This is a genomic window from Vagococcus penaei (genome assembly GCF_001998885.1).
Lineage (GTDB): Bacteria > Bacillota > Bacilli > Lactobacillales > Vagococcaceae > Vagococcus > Vagococcus penaei.
Map to the genome: position 1 here is coordinate 1,650,200 of NZ_CP019609.1, position 18,997 is coordinate 1,669,196.

Annotated in this window: 16 protein-coding genes and 1 pseudogene; 12 read left to right on the forward strand and 5 right to left on the reverse strand. The window is 35.3% G+C overall.

Annotation, left to right across the window (positions count from 1 at the left end):
* Nucleotides 1–28 precede the first annotated feature (28 nt).
* Both BW732_RS07880 and pepF read left to right on the forward strand, forming a co-directional pair.
* Nucleotides 29–1,126 carry a competence protein CoiA gene (locus BW732_RS07880; RefSeq protein ID WP_077276233.1) on the forward strand — a complete coding sequence of 366 codons (1,098 nt, stop codon included), beginning with the start codon at nucleotides 29–31 and terminating at the stop codon, nucleotides 1,124–1,126.
* A gap of 206 nt (nucleotides 1,127–1,332) precedes the next feature.
* Nucleotides 1,333–3,144, forward strand: a complete 1,812-nt coding sequence (gene pepF, locus BW732_RS07885) for an oligoendopeptidase F (RefSeq protein ID WP_077276234.1) — start codon at nucleotides 1,333–1,335, stop codon at nucleotides 3,142–3,144.
* A gap of 45 nt (nucleotides 3,145–3,189) precedes the next feature.
* Here pepF and BW732_RS07890 read toward each other — a convergent pair whose 3' ends face one another.
* Together BW732_RS07890 and BW732_RS07895 are read right to left on the reverse strand one after the other, a co-directional pair.
* Nucleotides 3,190–3,804, reverse strand: coding sequence for a DsbA family protein (locus BW732_RS07890; RefSeq protein WP_077276235.1), 615 nt, complete (start codon nucleotides 3,802–3,804; stop codon nucleotides 3,190–3,192).
* Nucleotides 3,805–3,922: 118 nt separating this feature from the next.
* Nucleotides 3,923–4,513 carry a CYTH domain-containing protein gene (locus tag BW732_RS07895; protein ID WP_077276236.1) on the reverse strand — a complete coding sequence of 197 codons (591 nt, stop codon included), beginning with the start codon at nucleotides 4,511–4,513 and terminating at the stop codon, nucleotides 3,923–3,925.
* A 135-nt stretch (nucleotides 4,514–4,648) separates the two neighbouring features.
* Between BW732_RS07895 and yjbM the strand changes: the two genes are divergently transcribed.
* From yjbM to mgtE, 4 genes are read left to right on the forward strand one after another with little or no spacing between them, the layout of a single operon-like run.
* Complete coding sequence (gene yjbM, locus BW732_RS07900) at nucleotides 4,649–5,320, forward strand: GTP diphosphokinase (RefSeq protein ID WP_077276237.1); 672 nt, start codon at nucleotides 4,649–4,651, stop codon at nucleotides 5,318–5,320.
* On the forward strand, nucleotides 5,317–6,126 hold the full coding sequence (locus tag BW732_RS07905) for an NAD kinase (protein WP_077276238.1): 810 nt from the start codon (nucleotides 5,317–5,319) through the stop codon (nucleotides 6,124–6,126). Before yjbM ends, BW732_RS07905 begins: the two co-directional genes overlap by 4 nt.
* Nucleotides 6,126–7,010: an RluA family pseudouridine synthase gene (locus BW732_RS07910; protein ID WP_077276239.1), complete on the forward strand. Its 885-nt coding sequence runs from the start codon at nucleotides 6,126–6,128 to the stop codon at nucleotides 7,008–7,010. The genes BW732_RS07905 and BW732_RS07910 overlap by 1 nt, the downstream gene beginning before the upstream one ends.
* An 18-nt stretch (nucleotides 7,011–7,028) precedes the next feature.
* Nucleotides 7,029–8,393, forward strand: coding sequence for a magnesium transporter (gene mgtE, locus BW732_RS07915; RefSeq protein WP_077276240.1), 1,365 nt, complete (start codon nucleotides 7,029–7,031; stop codon nucleotides 8,391–8,393).
* A gap of 76 nt (nucleotides 8,394–8,469) precedes the next feature.
* Here mgtE and BW732_RS07920 read toward each other — a convergent pair.
* A pseudogene (locus tag BW732_RS07920) lies at nucleotides 8,470–9,113 on the reverse strand (copper homeostasis protein CutC).
* Between the two features lie 120 nt (nucleotides 9,114–9,233).
* On the opposite strand from BW732_RS07920, the gene BW732_RS07925 reads away from it, so the two are divergent.
* The 4 genes from BW732_RS07925 to recD2 all read left to right on the forward strand — a co-directional run bounded on the left by BW732_RS07925 (nucleotide 9,234) and on the right by recD2 (nucleotide 14,007).
* Nucleotides 9,234–10,094, forward strand: a complete 861-nt coding sequence (locus tag BW732_RS07925; RefSeq protein ID WP_161485539.1) for a methyltransferase domain-containing protein — start codon at nucleotides 9,234–9,236, stop codon at nucleotides 10,092–10,094.
* Nucleotides 10,095–10,314: 220 nt separating this feature from the next.
* Nucleotides 10,315–10,818: a tRNA (uridine(34)/cytosine(34)/5-carboxymethylaminomethyluridine(34)-2'-O)-methyltransferase TrmL gene (trmL, locus tag BW732_RS07930; RefSeq protein WP_077276242.1), complete on the forward strand. Its 504-nt coding sequence runs from the start codon at nucleotides 10,315–10,317 to the stop codon at nucleotides 10,816–10,818.
* A gap of 17 nt (nucleotides 10,819–10,835) precedes the next feature.
* Nucleotides 10,836–11,459 carry a histidine phosphatase family protein gene (locus BW732_RS07935; protein WP_077276243.1) on the forward strand — a complete coding sequence of 208 codons (624 nt, stop codon included), beginning with the start codon at nucleotides 10,836–10,838 and terminating at the stop codon, nucleotides 11,457–11,459.
* 10 nt (nucleotides 11,460–11,469) lie between these two features.
* Nucleotides 11,470–14,007, forward strand: a complete 2,538-nt coding sequence (recD2, locus tag BW732_RS07940) for an SF1B family DNA helicase RecD2 (RefSeq protein WP_179946090.1) — start codon at nucleotides 11,470–11,472, stop codon at nucleotides 14,005–14,007.
* A 44-nt stretch (nucleotides 14,008–14,051) separates the two neighbouring features.
* On the opposite strand, the gene BW732_RS07945 is transcribed toward recD2, so the two are convergent.
* Nucleotides 14,052–15,005, reverse strand: coding sequence for a diacylglycerol/lipid kinase family protein (locus BW732_RS07945; protein WP_077276245.1), 954 nt, complete (start codon nucleotides 15,003–15,005; stop codon nucleotides 14,052–14,054).
* Nucleotides 15,006–15,197: 192 nt separating this feature from the next.
* On the opposite strand from BW732_RS07945, the gene BW732_RS07950 reads away from it, so the two are divergent.
* Both BW732_RS07950 and BW732_RS07955 read left to right on the forward strand, forming a co-directional pair.
* Nucleotides 15,198–15,716, forward strand: coding sequence for a QueT transporter family protein (locus BW732_RS07950; RefSeq protein WP_077276246.1), 519 nt, complete (start codon nucleotides 15,198–15,200; stop codon nucleotides 15,714–15,716).
* 184 nt (nucleotides 15,717–15,900) lie between these two features.
* Entirely contained in the window at nucleotides 15,901–17,055 is a 1,155-nt protein-coding gene (locus BW732_RS07955) for a cation:proton antiporter (protein ID WP_077276247.1), read from the forward strand.
* On the opposite strand, the gene BW732_RS07960 is transcribed toward BW732_RS07955, so the two are convergent.
* Complete coding sequence (locus tag BW732_RS07960; RefSeq protein ID WP_077276248.1) at nucleotides 17,052–18,545, reverse strand: IS1182 family transposase; 1,494 nt, start codon at nucleotides 18,543–18,545, stop codon at nucleotides 17,052–17,054. The two genes, BW732_RS07955 and BW732_RS07960, sit on opposite strands and share 4 nt — an antisense overlap.
* Nucleotides 18,546–18,997: the final 452 nt, after the last annotated feature.

An 18,997-nucleotide genomic window follows, 5' to 3' on the forward strand; every position in this document is an offset into this window, starting at 1 on the left:
GAAACTTTTAATTGAAAGGGTGAGATTGATGTTACTAGGTAAAGGTCAAGATGGTGAATTAGTTGATTTGACGCAAATGAAAAAAAAGGATATTGAATTATTACGAGATAAGAAATGGTACTGTTGTTGCTGCGGGTCTTTGCTATGTTTAAAAAATGGTTCGCAGTTAATGTCGCATTTTGCCCATAAGTCTAAACAACACTGTGATAGTTTTGCCGAAAGTGAAAGTCAGGAGCATCTAACTGGTAAAGCCATCATTGCTCAAAATTGTCGTCATTATCAACATGAGTATCAATTAGAAGCATATTTACCAACGTTAAATCAACGGCCTGATGTACTGATTGTTCCCAAAATTGCCATTGAATTTCAATGCAGTCAATTAGCGTTGTCACGTTTTATTGAACGTTCGCAAACCTATCAGCGACATGGTTATTATGTTTGTTGGTTGTTAGGGCGAGAGTTATTTGTCAGACGCCCATTAAAAAAACTATCGACATTACAAATTCACTGTCTAAGATTATCTAACACGTTAGGTTTTTATTTATGGGGTGTCGACGTTTTAACGCTAGAATTAAAACTGGTTTATTATATTCGATACTGTCATGGTCATTTGACTTATCAAGAAGCTAGTTGGTCTTTAAAAGAAGAGAGTTTGGTATCTTTATTAAAAGCACCGCACTTAAATTATCTGCTCTTAAAAACCACACATGGCCCATTAGGGGATGCCTGTTATCGCAGGACTAACTGGAACCAACGTTTAACTAAAAAGGAGTCCTCGATAATGGTGCTTCAAGCATATTTTTATGAACGGGGATTAAATCTTCGAACACTACCTAATTATTTAATGGTCCCCGATTTAACGCATGTTATTTTTGGTGAAACGGAGTTAATTATCCGTTATGAAAGTTTAGTTTATATGAGGAGAGTGGGTAAAGGGACAGTCGCTCAATTAGTGACTAGTCTGATGTCTTTACCATTAATCCGACAAGTAGCTAATCAAGCAACGTTGATTCAGCCTTATCGATTGCTGGAACAAGTTGTTATGAGTTATTGCTTAATTTTAGGGCAACAAGACATGATTCAATACCAAGAATCACAAGCAACTTGGGAATATCTTGGAGAATAGCTATCCAGTAGCCACCTATAACTTTTTTGACAATTAACAACGTCTTTTAGTTGCGATATATTTATCATAGTTTTATTACTTTTCTAATAATTAAAATAATAAAATGTGATTAATAGCGAAAAATAGTGTTTTAATTATTTCATAATAATGAGAATATGATATGATATAGTCAGATTAAATTAGAATGATGAGAGGGGTACTACTTTATGACAGAAGCAAAATCATTACCAAATCGTCAAGACCTACCTGAAGAAAAAACATGGGATTTAACGTATATTTTTAAACAAGAATCAGATGTTGAGGCAGCATTCAAAGAAACAACTGACTTGATTAATCAAGCAAAAAATTATCAACATACATTAAAAGACGGAGCAGATGCCTTTTTAAAAGCCATTGAGTACGTTTTAGACGTCTATCGTCAGGTTGAAAAAATCTATGTGTATTCACATCTTAAAAATGACCAAGATACAGCAAATACAGAGTATCAAACACTTTACGCTAAAGCGAGTACGTTAGCTGCTCAAGCTGGTGAAGCAGTTGCTTGGTTTCAACCAGAAGTCTTAACTTTATCAGATGATATGATTGATGGTTATTTTGCTGATAATGATGCATTAAGTGTCTATCGTTACTTTGTTAAGCAAATGACAGATAATCGCGCACATGTCTTATCATCGTCAGAAGAAGAATTATTGGCTGGTGCGAGTGAAATTTTTGACGCATCAAGTAATACTTTCTCTATTTTAAATAATGCGGATTTAGTCTTTCCAGTTGTAACAGATGACAACGGCGATAAAGTCGAATTATCAAGTGGTGTCTACGGTCAATTAATGGAAAGTACGAATCGTCAAGTCCGTAAAGATGCGTTTGAAGGCTTATATAGTGTGTATCATCAATTCCGCAATACATTTGCTAGCACATTAGGTTCACATGTTAAAAAACATAATTTTAGTGCCAAAGTGAGAAAGTATTCTTCGGCACGTGAAGCAGCTCTTAGCAATAATCATATTCCGGAAGCAGTATATGACACGTTATTAGATGTTGTTCACAAAAATCTACCATTACTACATCGCTATGTGGCGTTACGTAAAAAATTACTAGCCGTTGATGAATTACATATGTATGATTTATACACTCCAGTTTTAGGTGATGCACCAATCAAATACACATACGACGAAGCGAAAGAAAAAACTTTAGAAGCATTAGCACCTTTAGGAGAAGAATACGGGTCAATCTTAAAAGAGTCATTTAAAGACCGTTGGATTGATGTGATTGAAAACAAAGGAAAACGCAGTGGGGCGTATTCATCAGGAAGCTATGATACCAAACCATACATTTTATTAAACTGGCATGACAGTATTAATCACCTTTATACGTTGGTACATGAGTTAGGTCATAGTGTTCATAGTTACTATACACGCTCATCGCAACCGTATGTTTACGGCGATTATTCAATTTTCTTAGCTGAAATCGCGTCAACAACAAATGAAAATATTTTAACAGAGCATTTATTGGAAACAGAAAAGGATCCGAAAGTTCGTGCCTTCATTTTAAATCATTATTTAGATGGCGTGAAAGGAACGATTTTCCGTCAAACTCAATTTGCTGAATTTGAGCATTTTATTCATACTGAAGATGCAAAAGGTATTCCATTAACAAGTGAATACTTATCTGATTACTATGGTCAATTGAATGCAACGTATTATGGAGATAGTGTCGCACGTGACCCTGAGATTGCGGATGAGTGGGCAAGAATTCCTCATTTCTACTATAACTATTATGTGTATCAATATGCGACTGGTTTCTCAGCTGCTTCTGCTTTAGCTGATAAAATTGTGAAAAAAGAACCAGAAGCTTTAGAGAAATACATTAATTTCTTAAAAGCTGGTAGCAGTGATTACCCAATTGAAGTGATGAAAAAAGCAGGTGTTGATATGACACAGGCTGCTTATATTGAAGAAGCAATGCAAGTCTTTGAGGCACGTCTAAATGAATTAGAAGCATTAGTTGCTACGTTTTAAATTAAAAAATCAGCCATTTAACAGTTCAAGTTAAATGGCTGATTTTTATTTTTGTAATAAACTGTAGTAAGGCCCAAGGTTTGGTTTAATTTGTTGTACATCAGGCTCTAATAAAGATTGGATAATATCATCAGGTGTATCATCGGTCAATAAAATGCCAAAGTTATCATCAGTTGCATAATTAAAAATGACGGCACTTGAAAAACGCTCAACTTTCATTTCATGTGCGATTTGTTGATCCATTTGGAAAAAGTCAATAATTAATTGTGACTGACGATCCACGATAAAGGCATCTAAATCAACACCTAAATCATTTAGAATCTGTTCAATCAAATTATCAGTATAATCATTTTTTTCTAATAAAATCTTTTTTTGTAGTTGCATTAAAAATTGTTTGGCTAGGGCTTGGCCTTGTAGTTGTACTGCTTTGAAGTCTAGGCATGTTGTATAAAGTAGTTCAAAAAGTTGATTACGAAAGATTAAATTTTTTTTGTTTAAATGGTTGTCTAATAAATAACGCTGAAGCACTTGTGGATTTAGGATTGGAATCCAACGTAGTTGAATCCAATCACTGTCTGCTTTTATAAAGTTTAAAAATTTTTTTTCTAAGTTAAAACTACGTTCGTCGAGTGGGTTAATAAATAAGTAGATTTCAATCATGTCTTTCTCCCCTAACTTTCGTGACGCTAAATAATACCAAATATTATTAACTAAAATATAACAAAAGATAAAGGAATCTCAAAATAATACACTTGTGAATAAATATCAGACTATTTGTCTAATACTTCTGACTGGTTTGCAACATTCTGGCAATTTTTTTTGGTGCTTCACGTCTAGGTAATTGATGACGATCTAAAAAATTCAAGAAAAATTGTTCGCCAGTGATTTCATCAGTCACTTCCATCTCTAACTCATAATCTTCGATATCAGAATAAAAACTATGATCAAGTACTAGTAAATGATGATTATCAAGTTTTATCTCTAAGCGATCTGTCATTAAATTGCCAATGGATAGTAGATCAGTTGGAGCAATACCCATATTGGCTAAATAAGTTAAAACTGTCGATACATCTTTAGTCAGTTTGTGTGATAAAAATTGTTCGACTTCCTCATCTGATAAGTTATCTGTTAGTTCAGTTAATGTATGTTCTGTCTGTGTAGGGATTTTGAGCGTTAATTCATTCTTTGTTGGCGTTTGACGAATTCTAAGTCCCATTTTTGAGTGCTGTAATCGAGCATCTTTTGTATCAAAATAATAATTTGTTTGTTTAATCGATAAAGCTTGTGGGACGTTATATTGCTCTATTAATCGCTCATAATCAGATTTACTTAACAGATTTTTAAATTCAATTTCATTTTCTTTTCCCATATTATCACCTCATGTTTAGAGTAACTTTTTTTTAAGAAAAAAACAATGAATAGTCTGTTGAGGGTGACTAACTTTTTGCAAAAACTTATGTTAAAATAAAGGCTGAAAGTTGACGGAAAAAGGTGGAGATAATTAATGAATCGAGATTGGGACTTGTTTTTAGAACCCTATGAACAGGCAGTAGCTGAATTAAAAGTAAAATTAAAAAGTATTCGCACACAGTTTCGAGATAAGAACTTACACACACCAATTGAATTTGTGACAGGTCGCGTCAAACCTGTTGATAGTATTGTCACTAAATCCAAATTACGTGGCATTCCCATAGAACGTTTGCAAGATGACATGCAGGATATCGCTGGTTTACGTGTGATGTGTCAGTTTGTTGAAGATATTTACGAAGTGGTTGGTTTATTACGTCAACGTAATGATTTTCAGATTGTGCAAGAACGTGACTATATTACAAATAAAAAAGCAAGTGGGTATCGGTCTTACCATTTAATACTAAAATATCCAGTACAAATGATTACTGGTGAAAAAAATATTTATGTGGAAATTCAAATTCGAACGTTAGCAATGAATTTTTGGGCAACGATTGAACATTCTTTAAACTATAAATACCAGGGTGAATTTCCTGAAGAAATCAATCAACGATTAAAAAGAACTGCTGAAGCAGCTTATTTGCTTGATGAAGAAATGTCACAAATTCGTAATGAAATTCAGGATGCTCAACAATTATTCTCTTATCGTAAAGTGTTAAGGAAATTTGGATTGGATTATGAGCAAGAGAAGGGAGATTTAGACCAGTGAAAGTAGCAATAGTGTCAAACCATGCGAAAAAATCAAAAGAAGTTGCAGCGGAGTTAATGCGCTTATTAGCTAATGCTCAAATTCCAATCAATCAAGAACAACCGACAGTTGTGATTACGGTTGGTGGCGACGGAACACTGCTTAGCGCCTTTCATAAATATCATCATTTGATTGATGATGTCAGATTTATTGGTGTCCATACTGGTCATTTAGGTTTTTATACTGACTGGCGTGACTACGAATTAGGACTTTTAGTTTCTAGTTTACAAGAAGATCAAGGTCAGAGTGTGTCGTATCCTCTACTTGATGTACAACTGACATTTAACGATGGTACAGCAAGTGAAGTCCAAACTGTTTTAAATGAAGCCACAATTAGAAATACTGTACGAACAATGGTGGCAAAAGTCGCTATTAAAGATGATTGCTTTGAAATGTATCGAGGTGACGGATTATCTGTCTCAACCCCAACGGGATCAACTGCTTATAGCAAGAGTCTTGGAGGTGCAGTTGTCCATCCACGAGTGAATGCTCTACAATTAAATGAGATTGCGTCAATCAATAATCGAGTGTACCGTTCACTAGGCTCACCGATGATAATTGCGCCTGATGAGTGGATTACGATTGAATTAAAACAAGACGACCACTATCAGTTACATCTTGACCATTATGTTCGTCAATATCGAAATCTTTGTTCTTTAAAGCTTGCTTTATCACAAAAGCGTATTCATTTTGTGTCATATCGACACACACATTTTTGGAGTCGAGTGAATGATGCCTTTATTGGGACAGTGAAGGATGACGATTGATGAAGTTTGAGTGGATAGTAACAGAACAAGAAATTTTATTAAAAACGTTTTTGCGACAACAGGGTGTCTCAAAAAAACTATTAGCTAAAATTAAATTTCAAGGTGGCACACTATTAGTCAATGGTGTTGAGCGGACAGTCCGACATTTTGTTCAAGTTCATGATGTCGTCACCGTGATTATTCCCGATGAAGGAGAGCATGAGACAATGTTGCCTTATGCGTCGATTCTTGATATTGTGTATGAGGACGACCACATCCTTGTGGTTAATAAGCCTTCAGGTGTTGCATCGATTCCGGCGCAATATCATCCTAATGGTACTATGGCCAATCGTGTGAAATATTATTATAATCAGCAGAATTATGTGAATCGAATTATTCATGTTGTAACTCGGCTCGACCGTGATACAACTGGATTAATGTTGTTTGCTAAACATGGTTTCGCGCATGCTATGTTAGATAAACAGTTACAAGATGGTCGTTTGAAAAAACATTACATGGCATTAGTTAGCGGTCGGATAGAAACGCTAGAAAAGATGGCGATGATTGATTTACCAATAGGTCGTGATATGACATCCTTAATTAAACGTCAGGTGATTGCGACGGGGCAACGTGCGCTAACAGAATATCAACTTGTCCAACGCACAGAACAAGTCGCTTTAGTCGATGTTCAACTACATACAGGCCGAACACACCAAATCCGTGTCCATTTTTCGGCCCTTGGTTGTCCTTTACTAGGTGACAACATGTATGACGGGAATTGTGATCTTGGTATTACTCGCCAAGCCTTGCATTGTCGACGTTTAGTATTTGACCATCCATTTACTAAAGAAAAAATTGAGATTCAACAACCTTTGCCAACTGATATGGCCAGACTGATTAATTAAAAAAAGGGAGGCTCTAATATGACTGAAGCAATCGAAATAGAGGAGCAATTTAATGCCCTTCGATCACTGATTCATCAAGGAGATATCTCACAGTTTAGGGACATTTTTTTGGATTGGCATGTTTATGAACAAGGCCAGTTTTATTTGTCACTGTCTGATGAAGAACGTCAGACAGTTTATAGTTTTTTATCACCAACCGAACTAGCGGATATGTTTGATATGATTGAAGAAGAGGAAGAAGATGTCCAAGAATATCTGGCTGAAATGAGACCAAGCTATGCAGCAGCGATGCTTGCGAGCATGTATCCAGATAATGCGGCGGATATTTTAAAACAATTAGATAAGCCAACACTAGCGCAATATTTGAGTATCATGGCTTCAGAAAAAGCGTTAGACTTAAAAGAATTACTACATTATGAAGATGAAACTGCTGGTTCCATCATGACTACAGAATATGTGGCGATTGTTGCGAATCAAACAATTAAATCAGCCTTGAATCTATTGAAAAAGAAAGCCAAAAATGCCGAAATTATCTATTATATTTATGTTGTCGATGAATTAGAACGTTTAGTTGGCGTTATTTCACTACGGGATTTGTTAGTGGGTGAAGATGATGAGATGATTGAAACCTTAATGAATGAGCGGGTGATATCGGTAAAAGTTGCGGATGATCAAGAAGATGTTGCTCAAGTTATTCGTGATTATGATTTGTTAGCAGTTCCAGTTATTGACTACGAAGACAACCTTTTAGGGATTATTACGGTTGATGATATTATTGATGTTATTGATGACGAAGCAACGAGTGATTATTCAGGGTTAGCCGGGGTTAATGTTGATGAAACAACAGAAAACCCATTAAAAGCCTCCTCAAAACGTTTACCATGGCTAATTACCTTACTTTTTTTAGGGATGTCAACTGCTACGTTAATAAACCATTACGAAGTGTTAATTAGTGAAGCCTCGATTTTAGCGGTTTTCATTTCTTTGATTACGGGGACAGCTGGAAATGCTGGTACGCAGTCGCTAGCGGTTGCTGTTAGGCGTTTGGCTGTATCAGATGATAAAGATGAAAGTTTTTTCAAATTAGTCATCTCAGAATTACTGACAGGATTACTGACAGGTTTAATTACTGGATTAGTTATTTTTATTGTTGTTGGTTTTTGGAAGCATAACTTTATTTTGGGGTTTGTCATTGGCATTGCGATGCTCTGTGCGATTATTGTTGCAAACTTAGCTGGTAGTCTCATTCCGATGTTGATGGAGCGTTTGGGGTTTGATCCGGCGGTGGCGAGTGGCCCGTTTATTACGACGTTAAGCGATTTAACAAGTGTGTTAATTTATTTTAATATTGCAGGCTTATTTATGAATTTTTTTGTTGGTTAAAACTAACAAAAAGTCAATAAAAATGAGACCCCTCAAGCAATCGGAACGATAGTTACCGTTGTTTGAGGGGTTTCGTTTAAAGAAAATCTAAATTTACAATACGCGTGCCATGAATTTCTTTGGTATTTAAGAATGAGACTATACTATCAGCGTTTTCGAAAGAGATACCACCACCAGGTAAAATTGTGATACGGTTATTAGCATAAGACATCAAATCTTTAATGTATTCGAGGTGTTGCTCAATCGGAAAGGAACTTGGACCACCATGTGTTAAAATTCGATCGACTTGATGATTAGCTAACCAATCGATTGCTTTGAATTGCTCATCTTTTGATAGGACATCAAAAGCCATATGGAAAGTGACTTGCATCCCTTCAGCAGCTTCTAAAAGCATGAACATAGCTTCTTCGTCAATGGTTTGTCGCTCATTTAAGCAACCAAAAACGACGCCGTCAACACCTAATTGCTTTGCGTCATAAATATCGGTTTCCATTATTTTTAATTCGGAATCTGTATAAACAAAATTTCCACCTCTTGGGCGAATTAATGCCATGAGTGGTATTTTTTTTCGGCACAATAATCAGCAGCAGCGGTCATAACACCTTTACTGACAGTTGTACCACCAACAATCAAGTTATCACATAACTCAATACGATTGGCACCAGCAGCGATAGCACGCGGAATATGTGTAAAATTTTCAGCACAAAATTCTTTAATAATCACAGTTGTAAGCCTCCAAATGATTTAATCACTTTATTTATTTCAGTATATCATAAAGAGACGAAAACTGAGTTAAAATTATGTTATGATAAAATGGATTAAAAGAGAATGAGGTATCCTATGCTAAAGAAAAAAATGACATATGCCCAAGAATTTTTGGCAGCTCAACCTGACTTATTCGAGTGTCCTAAATGCCATGAGGAATTACAGCTAGTTGATGTACAGTCGCTAGGTTGTGTGAATAATCATCGGTATAATTTATCAAAAAAAGGGACAATTCACTTTCCAGATCATCATGTTAGTAGTGATTACGATAAGGAAATGCTTGAACATCGACGTTTCATGATTCAATCAGGTCTTTATCAACCAATCATTAAGACACTTCAAGCAATATTAAAAGAATATCAACACCAAGTCATCGTCGATATGGGGTGTGGTGAAGGAAGCTTCTTAATTGAATTAATTAAAGGTTTAGACAACGTTGATGCTGCTATTGGCTTTGATTTATCGAAAGATGGTGTTTTATTGGCTAGTGATTATGCGTCTGATGGCTTTTGGTTTGTTGGTGATATTACAGCAATGCCATTTCAAAATCAATCGGTCGATTGTTTGCTAAATATCTTCTCACCTAGCCATTATGATGAAATGTCACGCGTCCTAACCAATGATGGGTTAGTAATCAAAGTTATTCCCGAACAAAATTATTTAAAAGAAATGAGAATGTTATTTTATCGTGATAAAGAAGACAAGCAAAATTATAGTAATGAAAAAATTTACAATAAATTTCAAGATAGTATGAAAATAATTGATGAAAAAAGATGTACCTATACAGTCCCAGTGACATCTGAAAATTATGAGCATATGCTCGGAATGTCGCCGTTAATGTGGGGTGCAAGTCAAGCGGCTAAAGAATATGCATTAAATCACCCTTTTAAAGAATTAACCGTTGATGTGAAAATTCTAATTGCTAAAAAAGCTTAGTTTTCAAAAATATGGTTGCTCTTTTCACATATCAGTGTTACAATGAGTAAAAGTCATTTTCAACGATTTTTATCAGATTCCTGTTCTGATAAAAGTTGGTGAGGTGGCGACCCATCAACGTAGCGACTCGCAGTGAATTGACACCGAGGCGATACGTTTTTTTTTATGTTAAAATAGACGAACTACTAATAAAATTATTGATAGAAAGAAGTTAATATAGATGAATCATATTGTTTTATTTGAACCTCAAATCCCTGCAAATACGGGAAATATTGCTCGTACTTGTGCCGCAACAAACACGGCACTACATTTAATTGAACCACTAGGGTTTTCCACAGACGATAAGCATTTAAAGCGTGCAGGACTCGATTATTGGCATGATGTTAATATTCACTATTACCCTAATTTAGATGCCTTTTTAGAGTCAATTAAGGGTGAACCATTACATCTAATTACTAAATTTGCTCGTCAAACATATAGCGAGGTCGATTATAATGATAATCGGAATCACTATTTTATTTTTGGTAAAGAAACAACGGGGTTGCCAGAAGAATTTATGAGGGCTCATGAGTCGGATTGCTTACGTTTACCAATGAACGATGAGCATGTTCGGTCGTTAAATCTATCGAATACGGCAGCTATCGTGATTTATGAAGCGTTGAGACAACAAAATTTTATTGGTCTCGAAAAAACACATATCTACGAAAACGATAAATTAAGCTAAAAAGAAAGGTTGATTCGGTGAAATTATATTTTACACGCCATGGTAAAACGGAGTGGAACCAGACAAAACAATTACAAGGGCGTATGGGGGATTCGCCATTATTGCCTCAGAGTTTTGAGGATAGTCGAAAATTAGGCCGCTATCTAGCTGATGTCCCGTTTACAGCTATTTACTCAAGTCCAGCATTACGTACGGAAGCAACAACTTTGGAAATCTGTCGTGAATTGACAGAACAACCTAAAGTTGTCTACGTTGAGCCATTACGTGAAATGGGATTTGGTGAGTTGGAAGGTGAAGCCATTGCCATTGCTAACGCTACTTATCCAATTGAAATGAAGGCGATGATGCACGCACCGGCTGATTATGATCCGACAGCTTTTAACGGTGAATCGTTTCCTGAGTTAATTGCTCGTAGTACTGAGTTTGTAAAATCAATTGTTCGTCAGTCTGATGAGACCGATCATATTTTATTTGTTGGTCATGGCATGGCTCTTACCGCTTGTATCCAGACATTAATCGGCACACCATTAGTAGATAGTCGAAAGCAAGGGACGCTAGACAATAATAGTTTGACCATTTTAGAGTATCAACAACAAAAATTTACGCTTGAACGTTGGAATGATGTATCATTTTTAAATTAGTTAAAGGAGTGTGTCGCGTGTGCTAGAAGAATTGGAAGAAAAAAAGTACCTTATTGGTCAAATCCAAGCGATTTTTTATGAAAATGCTACTAATTTTTATAAAGTCATGCTAGTCAATGTTAAAGACACGAATACCAATTACACTGCACAAGAGATAGTCGTTACGGGAACATTTGGTCAAATTCAAGAAGAAGAACTGTACCGTTTTTATGGAGATATTGTGACACATCCAAAATACGGTGAGCAGCTAAAAGTTGATAGCTATGAACAAGAAAAACCCAGTTCTTCGGCAGGGATTATTGCTTATTTGTCGAGTGCTAAATTTACAGGGATTGGCAAAAAAACAGCGGAAACGATTGTTGATACGTTAGGTTTGGAAGCCCTGAATCGGATTATTGAAGAGCCGGATGTTTTACTAGAAGTTCCTGGCTTAAATCAAAAAAAACGGACAGTTATTCTAGAAACACTACGTCAAAATTATGGTATGGAGCAAGCTGTTATTAGTTTAAATCAATATGGTTTTGGTAACCAATTAGCGTTTGCTATCTACCAGTACTATAAATCAGAAACACTTAAAACTATTCAAGAAAATCCTTACCAATTAGTTGAAGATATCGAGGGTGTAGGATTTAAAAAAGCGGATAATTTAGCGGAACAAATGGGGATTTCGGCAAAGGCACCCCAGAGAATTCAAGCAGCAGTGATTCATGAATTATTTCAAAGCTGCTTATCAACTGGTAATACTTATTTCGAAGCCCGTCAATTACTTCAAGTGGCACAAACAACGTTAGAAGCAAGTCGCTCGGTAGAAATACCCGCCGATCTAATCGCAGAAGAAATTATCCAGATGGCACGTGAGGGTCGAATTGTTCAAGAAGGGACGAAGATTTATGAAAAATCATTATACTTTTCAGAAGTCGGAATCGCTACATCACTCCGTCGTTTACTGACTAAGAATAAAAAATTACCGTATAAAGAAAAAGATGTCGATAAAAATATTAATCGAATTGAGCAGTTGTATAATATCACATACGGTGAATCACAACGAGAAGCTCTGAAACAAGCAATTATGTCACATTTTTTTATTTTAACTGGTGGACCTGGTACTGGTAAAACAACGGTTATCAACGGTCTGGTCACTCTCTACGCTGAATTAAATGGCTTATCACTAGACCCATCGGACTATACGCAAGATATTTTTCCAATCCTACTTGCAGCACCAACTGGACGAGCGGCGAAGCGAATGAATGAGATGACTGGCTTGCCGGCAAGTACAATTCATCGTTTGTTAGGTTTGACTGGTCGTGAGAATGAACCGTTAGAGGAAGCTCGTGAATTAGAAGGTGGCTTATTGATTGTGGATGAGTTGTCGATGGTCGATACTTGGTTGGCCAATACGTTGTTAAAATCGTTACCAGCATCGATGCAAGTTATTTTTGTAGGAGATAAAGATCAATTACCTTCAGTGGGACCGGGTCAAGTTTTAACGGATTTATTGTCAATTCAGGATATTCCTAAGCATGAGTTGACAGATATTTATCGTCAAGAAGATGGGTCAACAATTATTTCTCTAGCCCATGGCATTAAAAACGGTCAGACACCCCCCGATTTGTTAGAAAATAAAAAAGATCGGTCATTCATCACTTGTCATGCCAATCAAATTGAATCAGTGATTGAACAAGTCGTTGTTCGCGCCAAAACAAAGGGGTTTTCTAAGCAAGATGTCCAAGTATTGGCCCCGATGTATCGAGGTCAAGCAGGAATTGATAATTTAAACCAAATGATGCAAGCCATTTTAAATGGAAATGATACTCAAGGACGTAAAGAAGTCCAATGGCTAGATAAAGTCTATCGTATTGGCGATAAAATCTTGCATCTTGTGAATAGCCCGGAATTTAATGTATTTAATGGTGATATTGGTGAGATTGTTGGGATTAATCTAGCAAAAGAAACTGAAGATAAAGTGGATGAGTTAGTTTTATTATTTGATGAAACAGAAGTTGTTTATAAACGGAATGAATGGAATAAAATTACCTTAGCCTATGCTTGTTCCATTCACAAAGCCCAAGGTAGCGAATTTAAAATGGTTATCTTACCCATGGTAAAACAATACGGGCGGATGTTACAACGGAAATTATTGTATACAGCGGTCACAAGAAGTCGAGATATACTAATTTTACTTGGTGAGTACGACGCGTTTAAACAAGCAATTGAGAAAGAAATGGTTCCTCGTCAAACAACGTTAGCTCAACGTTTAGTAGAAACTGATGAACTGACACTAATCAAGGAAGAAGAGACTTTGGCCGCTTATGATAAAGAAAAAAGTCATCAAGTTCAAGCAGAGCTAGTGAAAGATATCTCTACTAAAGCGTCACCAATCCCTGTTGCTCAACAGGTTGTTCAGGAAAGTTTAGCTTTGGATGAGACCGATACCGTGGTGGTTGATGAAGAAGTAGCATCGACCATTTTAACCCTTGAGCTCGTTAGAAAGGAAATGATTGACCCAATGATTGGAATGAATGGTCAAACACCTTATCACTATATGTAAAAAGAACCAGTAATCAGCCTATAAATAGGAAATTACTGGTTCTTTTATTGCCAAAATAAACGTTGTGCGATTGAGAAGGTTAAATGAAAGTCTTCTTTGTCGAGCTCCTCTCCATCAATTTGGCCATAGACGGACTCGTTTGTAGAAATCTCAAAAGTTGAAGCCTTAAAATGATTGACATGTCGTGAGGATAGATGAGTCTTCAATAATAGACGGCAAATTAAACCAAGTATTTTAATAAATGAAATGCGCTCAACAACTACTAAACTAAGTTTTGGTTCAAGGACGTTCGCAGTTGGATCAATTGCCACACCACCACCAAAATAGGGATGATTAGTGACTGTGCATAAATAGGCACGTTTGAATGATTGCTTTTTTTGGTCAAATGTTACATCGACTGGAAATGGTTGTTGCTCACGTAAGACTTTTATGGAAGCAAAAAGATAGGCTAAAGCACCAAGATGCATGCGATTTAAGTTGCCTTTTGCCTGTGATGAATTAGCCTGTTTAACGATAGCAGCATCTAATCCAATACCAAGATTATTGACTCCGTAGTAATTTTGTTTTGTTTGCTGATTGTAGGCCTTCACGAGATGTAGTGATTTAGGTTGTGTTGTTGCCTCAATATGTTTTAACGCTTTAAGTGTTCTTCGAGAGATGTTTGCTCCTCTAGCAAAATCATTTCCCGAGCCACCTGGTAAATAAGCAATCGGTATATTGGGATAATCTGCCAAGGTATTAATAACCTCGTGTAGCGTTCCATCGCCACCAATAATGACTAAAAGCGGAAACAGCTCTAAATTTGCAGACCATTCAATTAAGGTTGTTGAAATTAGTTGTTGAGTAATCTCTTTTTCATGACCGGCATGCGTAGTTGAATAAACTTTAAAAGGAATATGTTGATTAATTAAATAATGGCGTGTTTTATTCAAAACGCGTTTGCCTTTGCCAGAGCCAGCAGATTCATTGACAATAATATGCCACTCAGTGCGTTGCATAGGTCCACTCCTTTTTTATTAACTAAGGTTTATCATATCCTAAATTGACTAGAAAAACGAGTAATCTCTCTAAAAAACTAAAAAAATTTTGACAAATTAGACATAACATAGTAGGATAGTTACGTTATTCATCTAATAACCGCAGTTCATTCGTACCATCCTGCGTTAAAAAAACTAGGAGGAGGAGAAAAAATGGAAAAGAGTTACACGCAATCTAAAACAAGATTGCTCGTTATTAATGGACTGATTGCTGCACTTTATATCATATTGACAGTAGCAGTAGCACCTGTTTCGCAAGGACCTGTGCAGTTTCGAGTGTCCGAAAGTTTAAACCACCTTGTTGTCTTTAATAAAAAACTTCTGTGGGGTGTTGTTGCTGGGGTAGTTCTCTTTAATTTATTATTTTCTGAAGGAGGTATCTTAGATGTTATCTTTGGTGGTGGACAAACGCTGATTGCGTTATTAATCACTGCCTATTCAGCAAAATGGATTAAAGATGAAAAAAAACGCATGGTCGTAAATATTATTGTGTTTACCCTTAGTATGGTGTTAATTGCGATTATGATATGCTTGATTTCTAACGAAGCGATTGGCTCACCGGTTTTTTGGACGATTTACGGGTCATTAATGCTTAGTGAAGCAATCGTGATGACAATCTCAGCGCCAATTATGTTTCTAATCAATAAAATTATTCATTTTGAACGCTATTAATTAAAAAATTTACGAAATAGGAGTGCTAAACCTCATTTCGTAAATTTTTTTTTGTGAATTTTTTGTCGTTTCCTTCATATTAAATATCATTTTTAGTCATTTGACCAGCGAGTGATTATCTTTACAAGGATACAAAATTCTTGTAGATTAGTAGATGGAATCATAAATATTTGGGAGGCGAATCATGGAGATTTTATTAACCATCATTATTATTTTGGTGAGTACAAAGGTATTTGGTCATTTGGCTGTGATGATTGGACAACCAGCCGTTTTAGGGAAATTAGTCATTGGGATTGTATTAGGCCCTGCCTTATTATCCTGGGTCAATCATTCAGAAGTATTTCAAGTTTTTGCTGATATTGGGGTATTGTTATTAATGTTTTTAGCGGGTCTTGAAACCGATACAAAACAATTAAAAGAAAATTGGAAACCTTCAGTAGCTGTGGCAGTTATTGGTATCATTATTCCGTTCTTAAGTGCATTTGGTGTAGGTTCAATGTTTGGTTTTGATTTAAACCATTCCGTCTTTTTAGGCGTTTTATTCTCAGCTACATCAGTTAGTATCACCGTTCAAGTATTGAAGGAAATGAATGTCATGCAGACACGTGAATCAACAACGATTTTAGGTGCGGCCGTTGTCGATGATATTTTAGTCGTCATCTTGTTAGCGTTTGTCATGTCATTTATGGGTGGTGATGGCGCTGCGGATGTCTCAATTCCAATGGTTATCTTGAAGAAAGTTATTTTCTTTGCGGTCGCAATTGGAGCGGGTATTTATTTAGTGCCAATGCTCTTGAAATTAGCTAGTCGCTTCAAAGTAACAGTGCCTGTGACAAGTGCGGCTTTAGTTATCTGTTTTGCTTTTGCTTATTTTGGTGAGATGCTTGGAATGGCAGGTATTATCGGAACATTTATCGCGGGACTATTCATCTCGCAAACAAACTTTAAAGATGAAATCGAACATAGCGTTGAACCAATTGCGAATGCGCTATTCGTACCGTTTTTCTATGTTAGCGTTGGACTAAGCATTTCATTTGCTGGCGTTTTTGGACAATTATGGTTCTTAGTTGTCTGTACCGTAGTAGCTGTACTATCGAAACTAATCGGTGGTTTTGCCGGTGCTCGTTTAACTGGTTTCGACAAGTTATCATCGTTAAGTATTGGTTCAGGAATGGTTTCACGTGGAGAAGTTGCTTTAATTATCGGAACAACTGGATTAAGTTCTGGATTATTGCACCAAGATTACTATACAACCGTGATTATTTCGGTTATCTTGACAACGTTGATTGCCCCACCAATGTTGAAAAAATTCTTTTTACAAATTAAAGAAAATCATTAGATAAAATACCCAATTTCATTATGAAATTGGGTCAGATTGAAGACAAACCAGTTGCTCATAAAGGGTAATTGGTTTGTTTTTTTGTATCTTATCATTATTTTTGATAAAATTCCCAAAATAGATAAAAAAATAGAGCCCTTCAGGTCTCTTAATTTAAGCATTTTTGCTAATTTTTTAATGTTAAGGCATGCGAAAGTGAGCCCAATTTTCATGTGCATTTTTTCTTTCCCAATTAAATTAGTGTAACGTAAGCCATGAAATTCTTTTGCCGTTCCAAATAATCGCTCAATTGTTTGTTTTCGATTATTATATATAGCTTTCATTCCAAGGGAATGACGTATGTCTTCACAACGTTCCATATCATTTTCCCATAAATGTCGTTGAATTAATTTCCTCTTTTCTTTTGACTCAGTACAATAGGCAATCAAAGGGCATTGACTACAATCAGACGTATTACTTTTGTATTCACGATATCCGTCTCTGTTAGTTGTTGTATAGCTTAAAATTTTCACATTAGGGCAGATATATTGATCGTAGTATTCATCGTAAACATAATCATGTTTTTTATAAAATCCTTTTTTGGTCATAGGTCTTTTATATGGAAAAATAGGTGTTAAATTATTTTGAAATAATAAATGGGCTATACCAGGTGTTTTGTATCCAGCGTCCATTACTAATTTATCTAAGGTAAAGTGACTTTGTAATTTATTATAGATATCGATGAATGTCCGACTATCATGTTGATTACCAGGATGAGTTGTATATCCTAAAACCCAACCATTCTTGTCACATGCTACTTGTGCAGCATAAGCAAAAACCTGTTTATGCTCTCCTTTATGGAACCAACCACTCTCATCATCTGTTTTACTAATTTTTTTATGTTTTACCTGATTTTCACTTTCCTCTCTTCTTTTTAAGGGCTTTTTTAATCTTTTTTCTCTATCTATTTCAACTTCTTTTTGTAGTGATTCCACATAAAAAAGAGTTTCTTCAGTAACTTCGTTACTTTCATATTTTTTATTATTTGCATGTGCTTTTATATGAGTACCATCAATAAATACTTCAGAAGTATCCACTAATTCAGCTTCAATACACTGTTCTAATATGCCGTAAAATATTTGTTCAAAGATATCTGTACCACGAAATCTTCTAGAATAATTTTTGCCAAAGGTTGAGAAGTGAGGAACAGCATCTTCGATATCCAAACCTAAAAACCAGCGATAAGCCATGTTAACCTCAACATCTTTAATAGTTTGTCTCATACTTTTTATACCATAAAGATACTGAATCAACGGAAGTTTAATTAATAGAACCGGATCTATACTAGGGCGGCCATTTGATTCATCGTATTTATCTTCAACTAACTTATAAATAAAATTAAAATCTACATATTTATCAATATCTCTTAATAGATGTTCCTTGGGAACTAAATCTTCTAGAGAATAAAAACCAATTTGATTACGTTTGCTCATATCTTGTTTTTTTAGCATGGAAGCAACTCCTTTTCTCTATTTTACCAAGAAAAAAAGACAAAGTATCAAATTTTTGATACTTTGTCTACAGTCTGACCCAATTTCATTATGAAATTGGGTATTTTTGATTATTTCTTACTATATTATACAAGATAAAATAGATATTTAAAAATATAAACCATATAAACCATTATTGGATACGCCATTAATTTTTTGTCGCTGAGTATAACGATATTTTTTTGTTATATTTGTCACTATTTTGTTAGAAAAATATATATTTGTAATAATTAACTAAAAACATTGATATTAGTATTTTTATATAGGCGATAAACTTATTTTTTTAGTAATTATTTAATTAGTAATTAACTTAAAATGAAAATAAATAGTATTTTTTGATAAATTTGTCTTTTAAAAAAATCGTTGATATATCAATGGTTACAAACGTTATCGTTATTAAAATTTTTTCTGTT

What these genes read in the sequence shown, in the direction of transcription:
- BW732_RS07950 (WP_077276246.1), top strand. Translation starts at nt 15,198, where the DNA reads ATGGAAAAGAGTTACACGCAATCTAAAACAAGATTGCTCGTTATTAAT.
- pepF (WP_077276234.1), top strand. Translation starts at nt 1,333, where the DNA reads ATGACAGAAGCAAAATCATTACCAAATCGTCAAGACCTACCTGAAGAA.
- mgtE (WP_077276240.1), top strand. Translation starts at nt 7,029, where the DNA reads ATGACTGAAGCAATCGAAATAGAGGAGCAATTTAATGCCCTTCGATCA.
- BW732_RS07960 (WP_077276248.1), bottom strand. Translation starts at nt 18,545, where the DNA reads ATGCTAAAAAAACAAGATATGAGCAAACGTAATCAAATTGGTTTTTAT.
- trmL (WP_077276242.1), top strand. Translation starts at nt 10,315, where the DNA reads ATGAATCATATTGTTTTATTTGAACCTCAAATCCCTGCAAATACGGGA.
- yjbM (WP_077276237.1), top strand. Translation starts at nt 4,649, where the DNA reads ATGAATCGAGATTGGGACTTGTTTTTAGAACCCTATGAACAGGCAGTA.
- BW732_RS07910 (WP_077276239.1), top strand. Translation starts at nt 6,126, where the DNA reads ATGAAGTTTGAGTGGATAGTAACAGAACAAGAAATTTTATTAAAAACG.
- BW732_RS07925 (WP_161485539.1), top strand. Translation starts at nt 9,234, where the DNA reads ATGCTAAAGAAAAAAATGACATATGCCCAAGAATTTTTGGCAGCTCAA.
- BW732_RS07890 (WP_077276235.1), bottom strand. Translation starts at nt 3,804, where the DNA reads ATGATTGAAATCTACTTATTTATTAACCCACTCGACGAACGTAGTTTT.
- BW732_RS07895 (WP_077276236.1), bottom strand. Translation starts at nt 4,513, where the DNA reads ATGGGAAAAGAAAATGAAATTGAATTTAAAAATCTGTTAAGTAAATCT.
- BW732_RS07945 (WP_077276245.1), bottom strand. Translation starts at nt 15,005, where the DNA reads ATGCAACGCACTGAGTGGCATATTATTGTCAATGAATCTGCTGGCTCT.
- BW732_RS07955 (WP_077276247.1), top strand. Translation starts at nt 15,901, where the DNA reads ATGGAGATTTTATTAACCATCATTATTATTTTGGTGAGTACAAAGGTA.
- BW732_RS07880 (WP_077276233.1), top strand. Translation starts at nt 29, where the DNA reads ATGTTACTAGGTAAAGGTCAAGATGGTGAATTAGTTGATTTGACGCAA.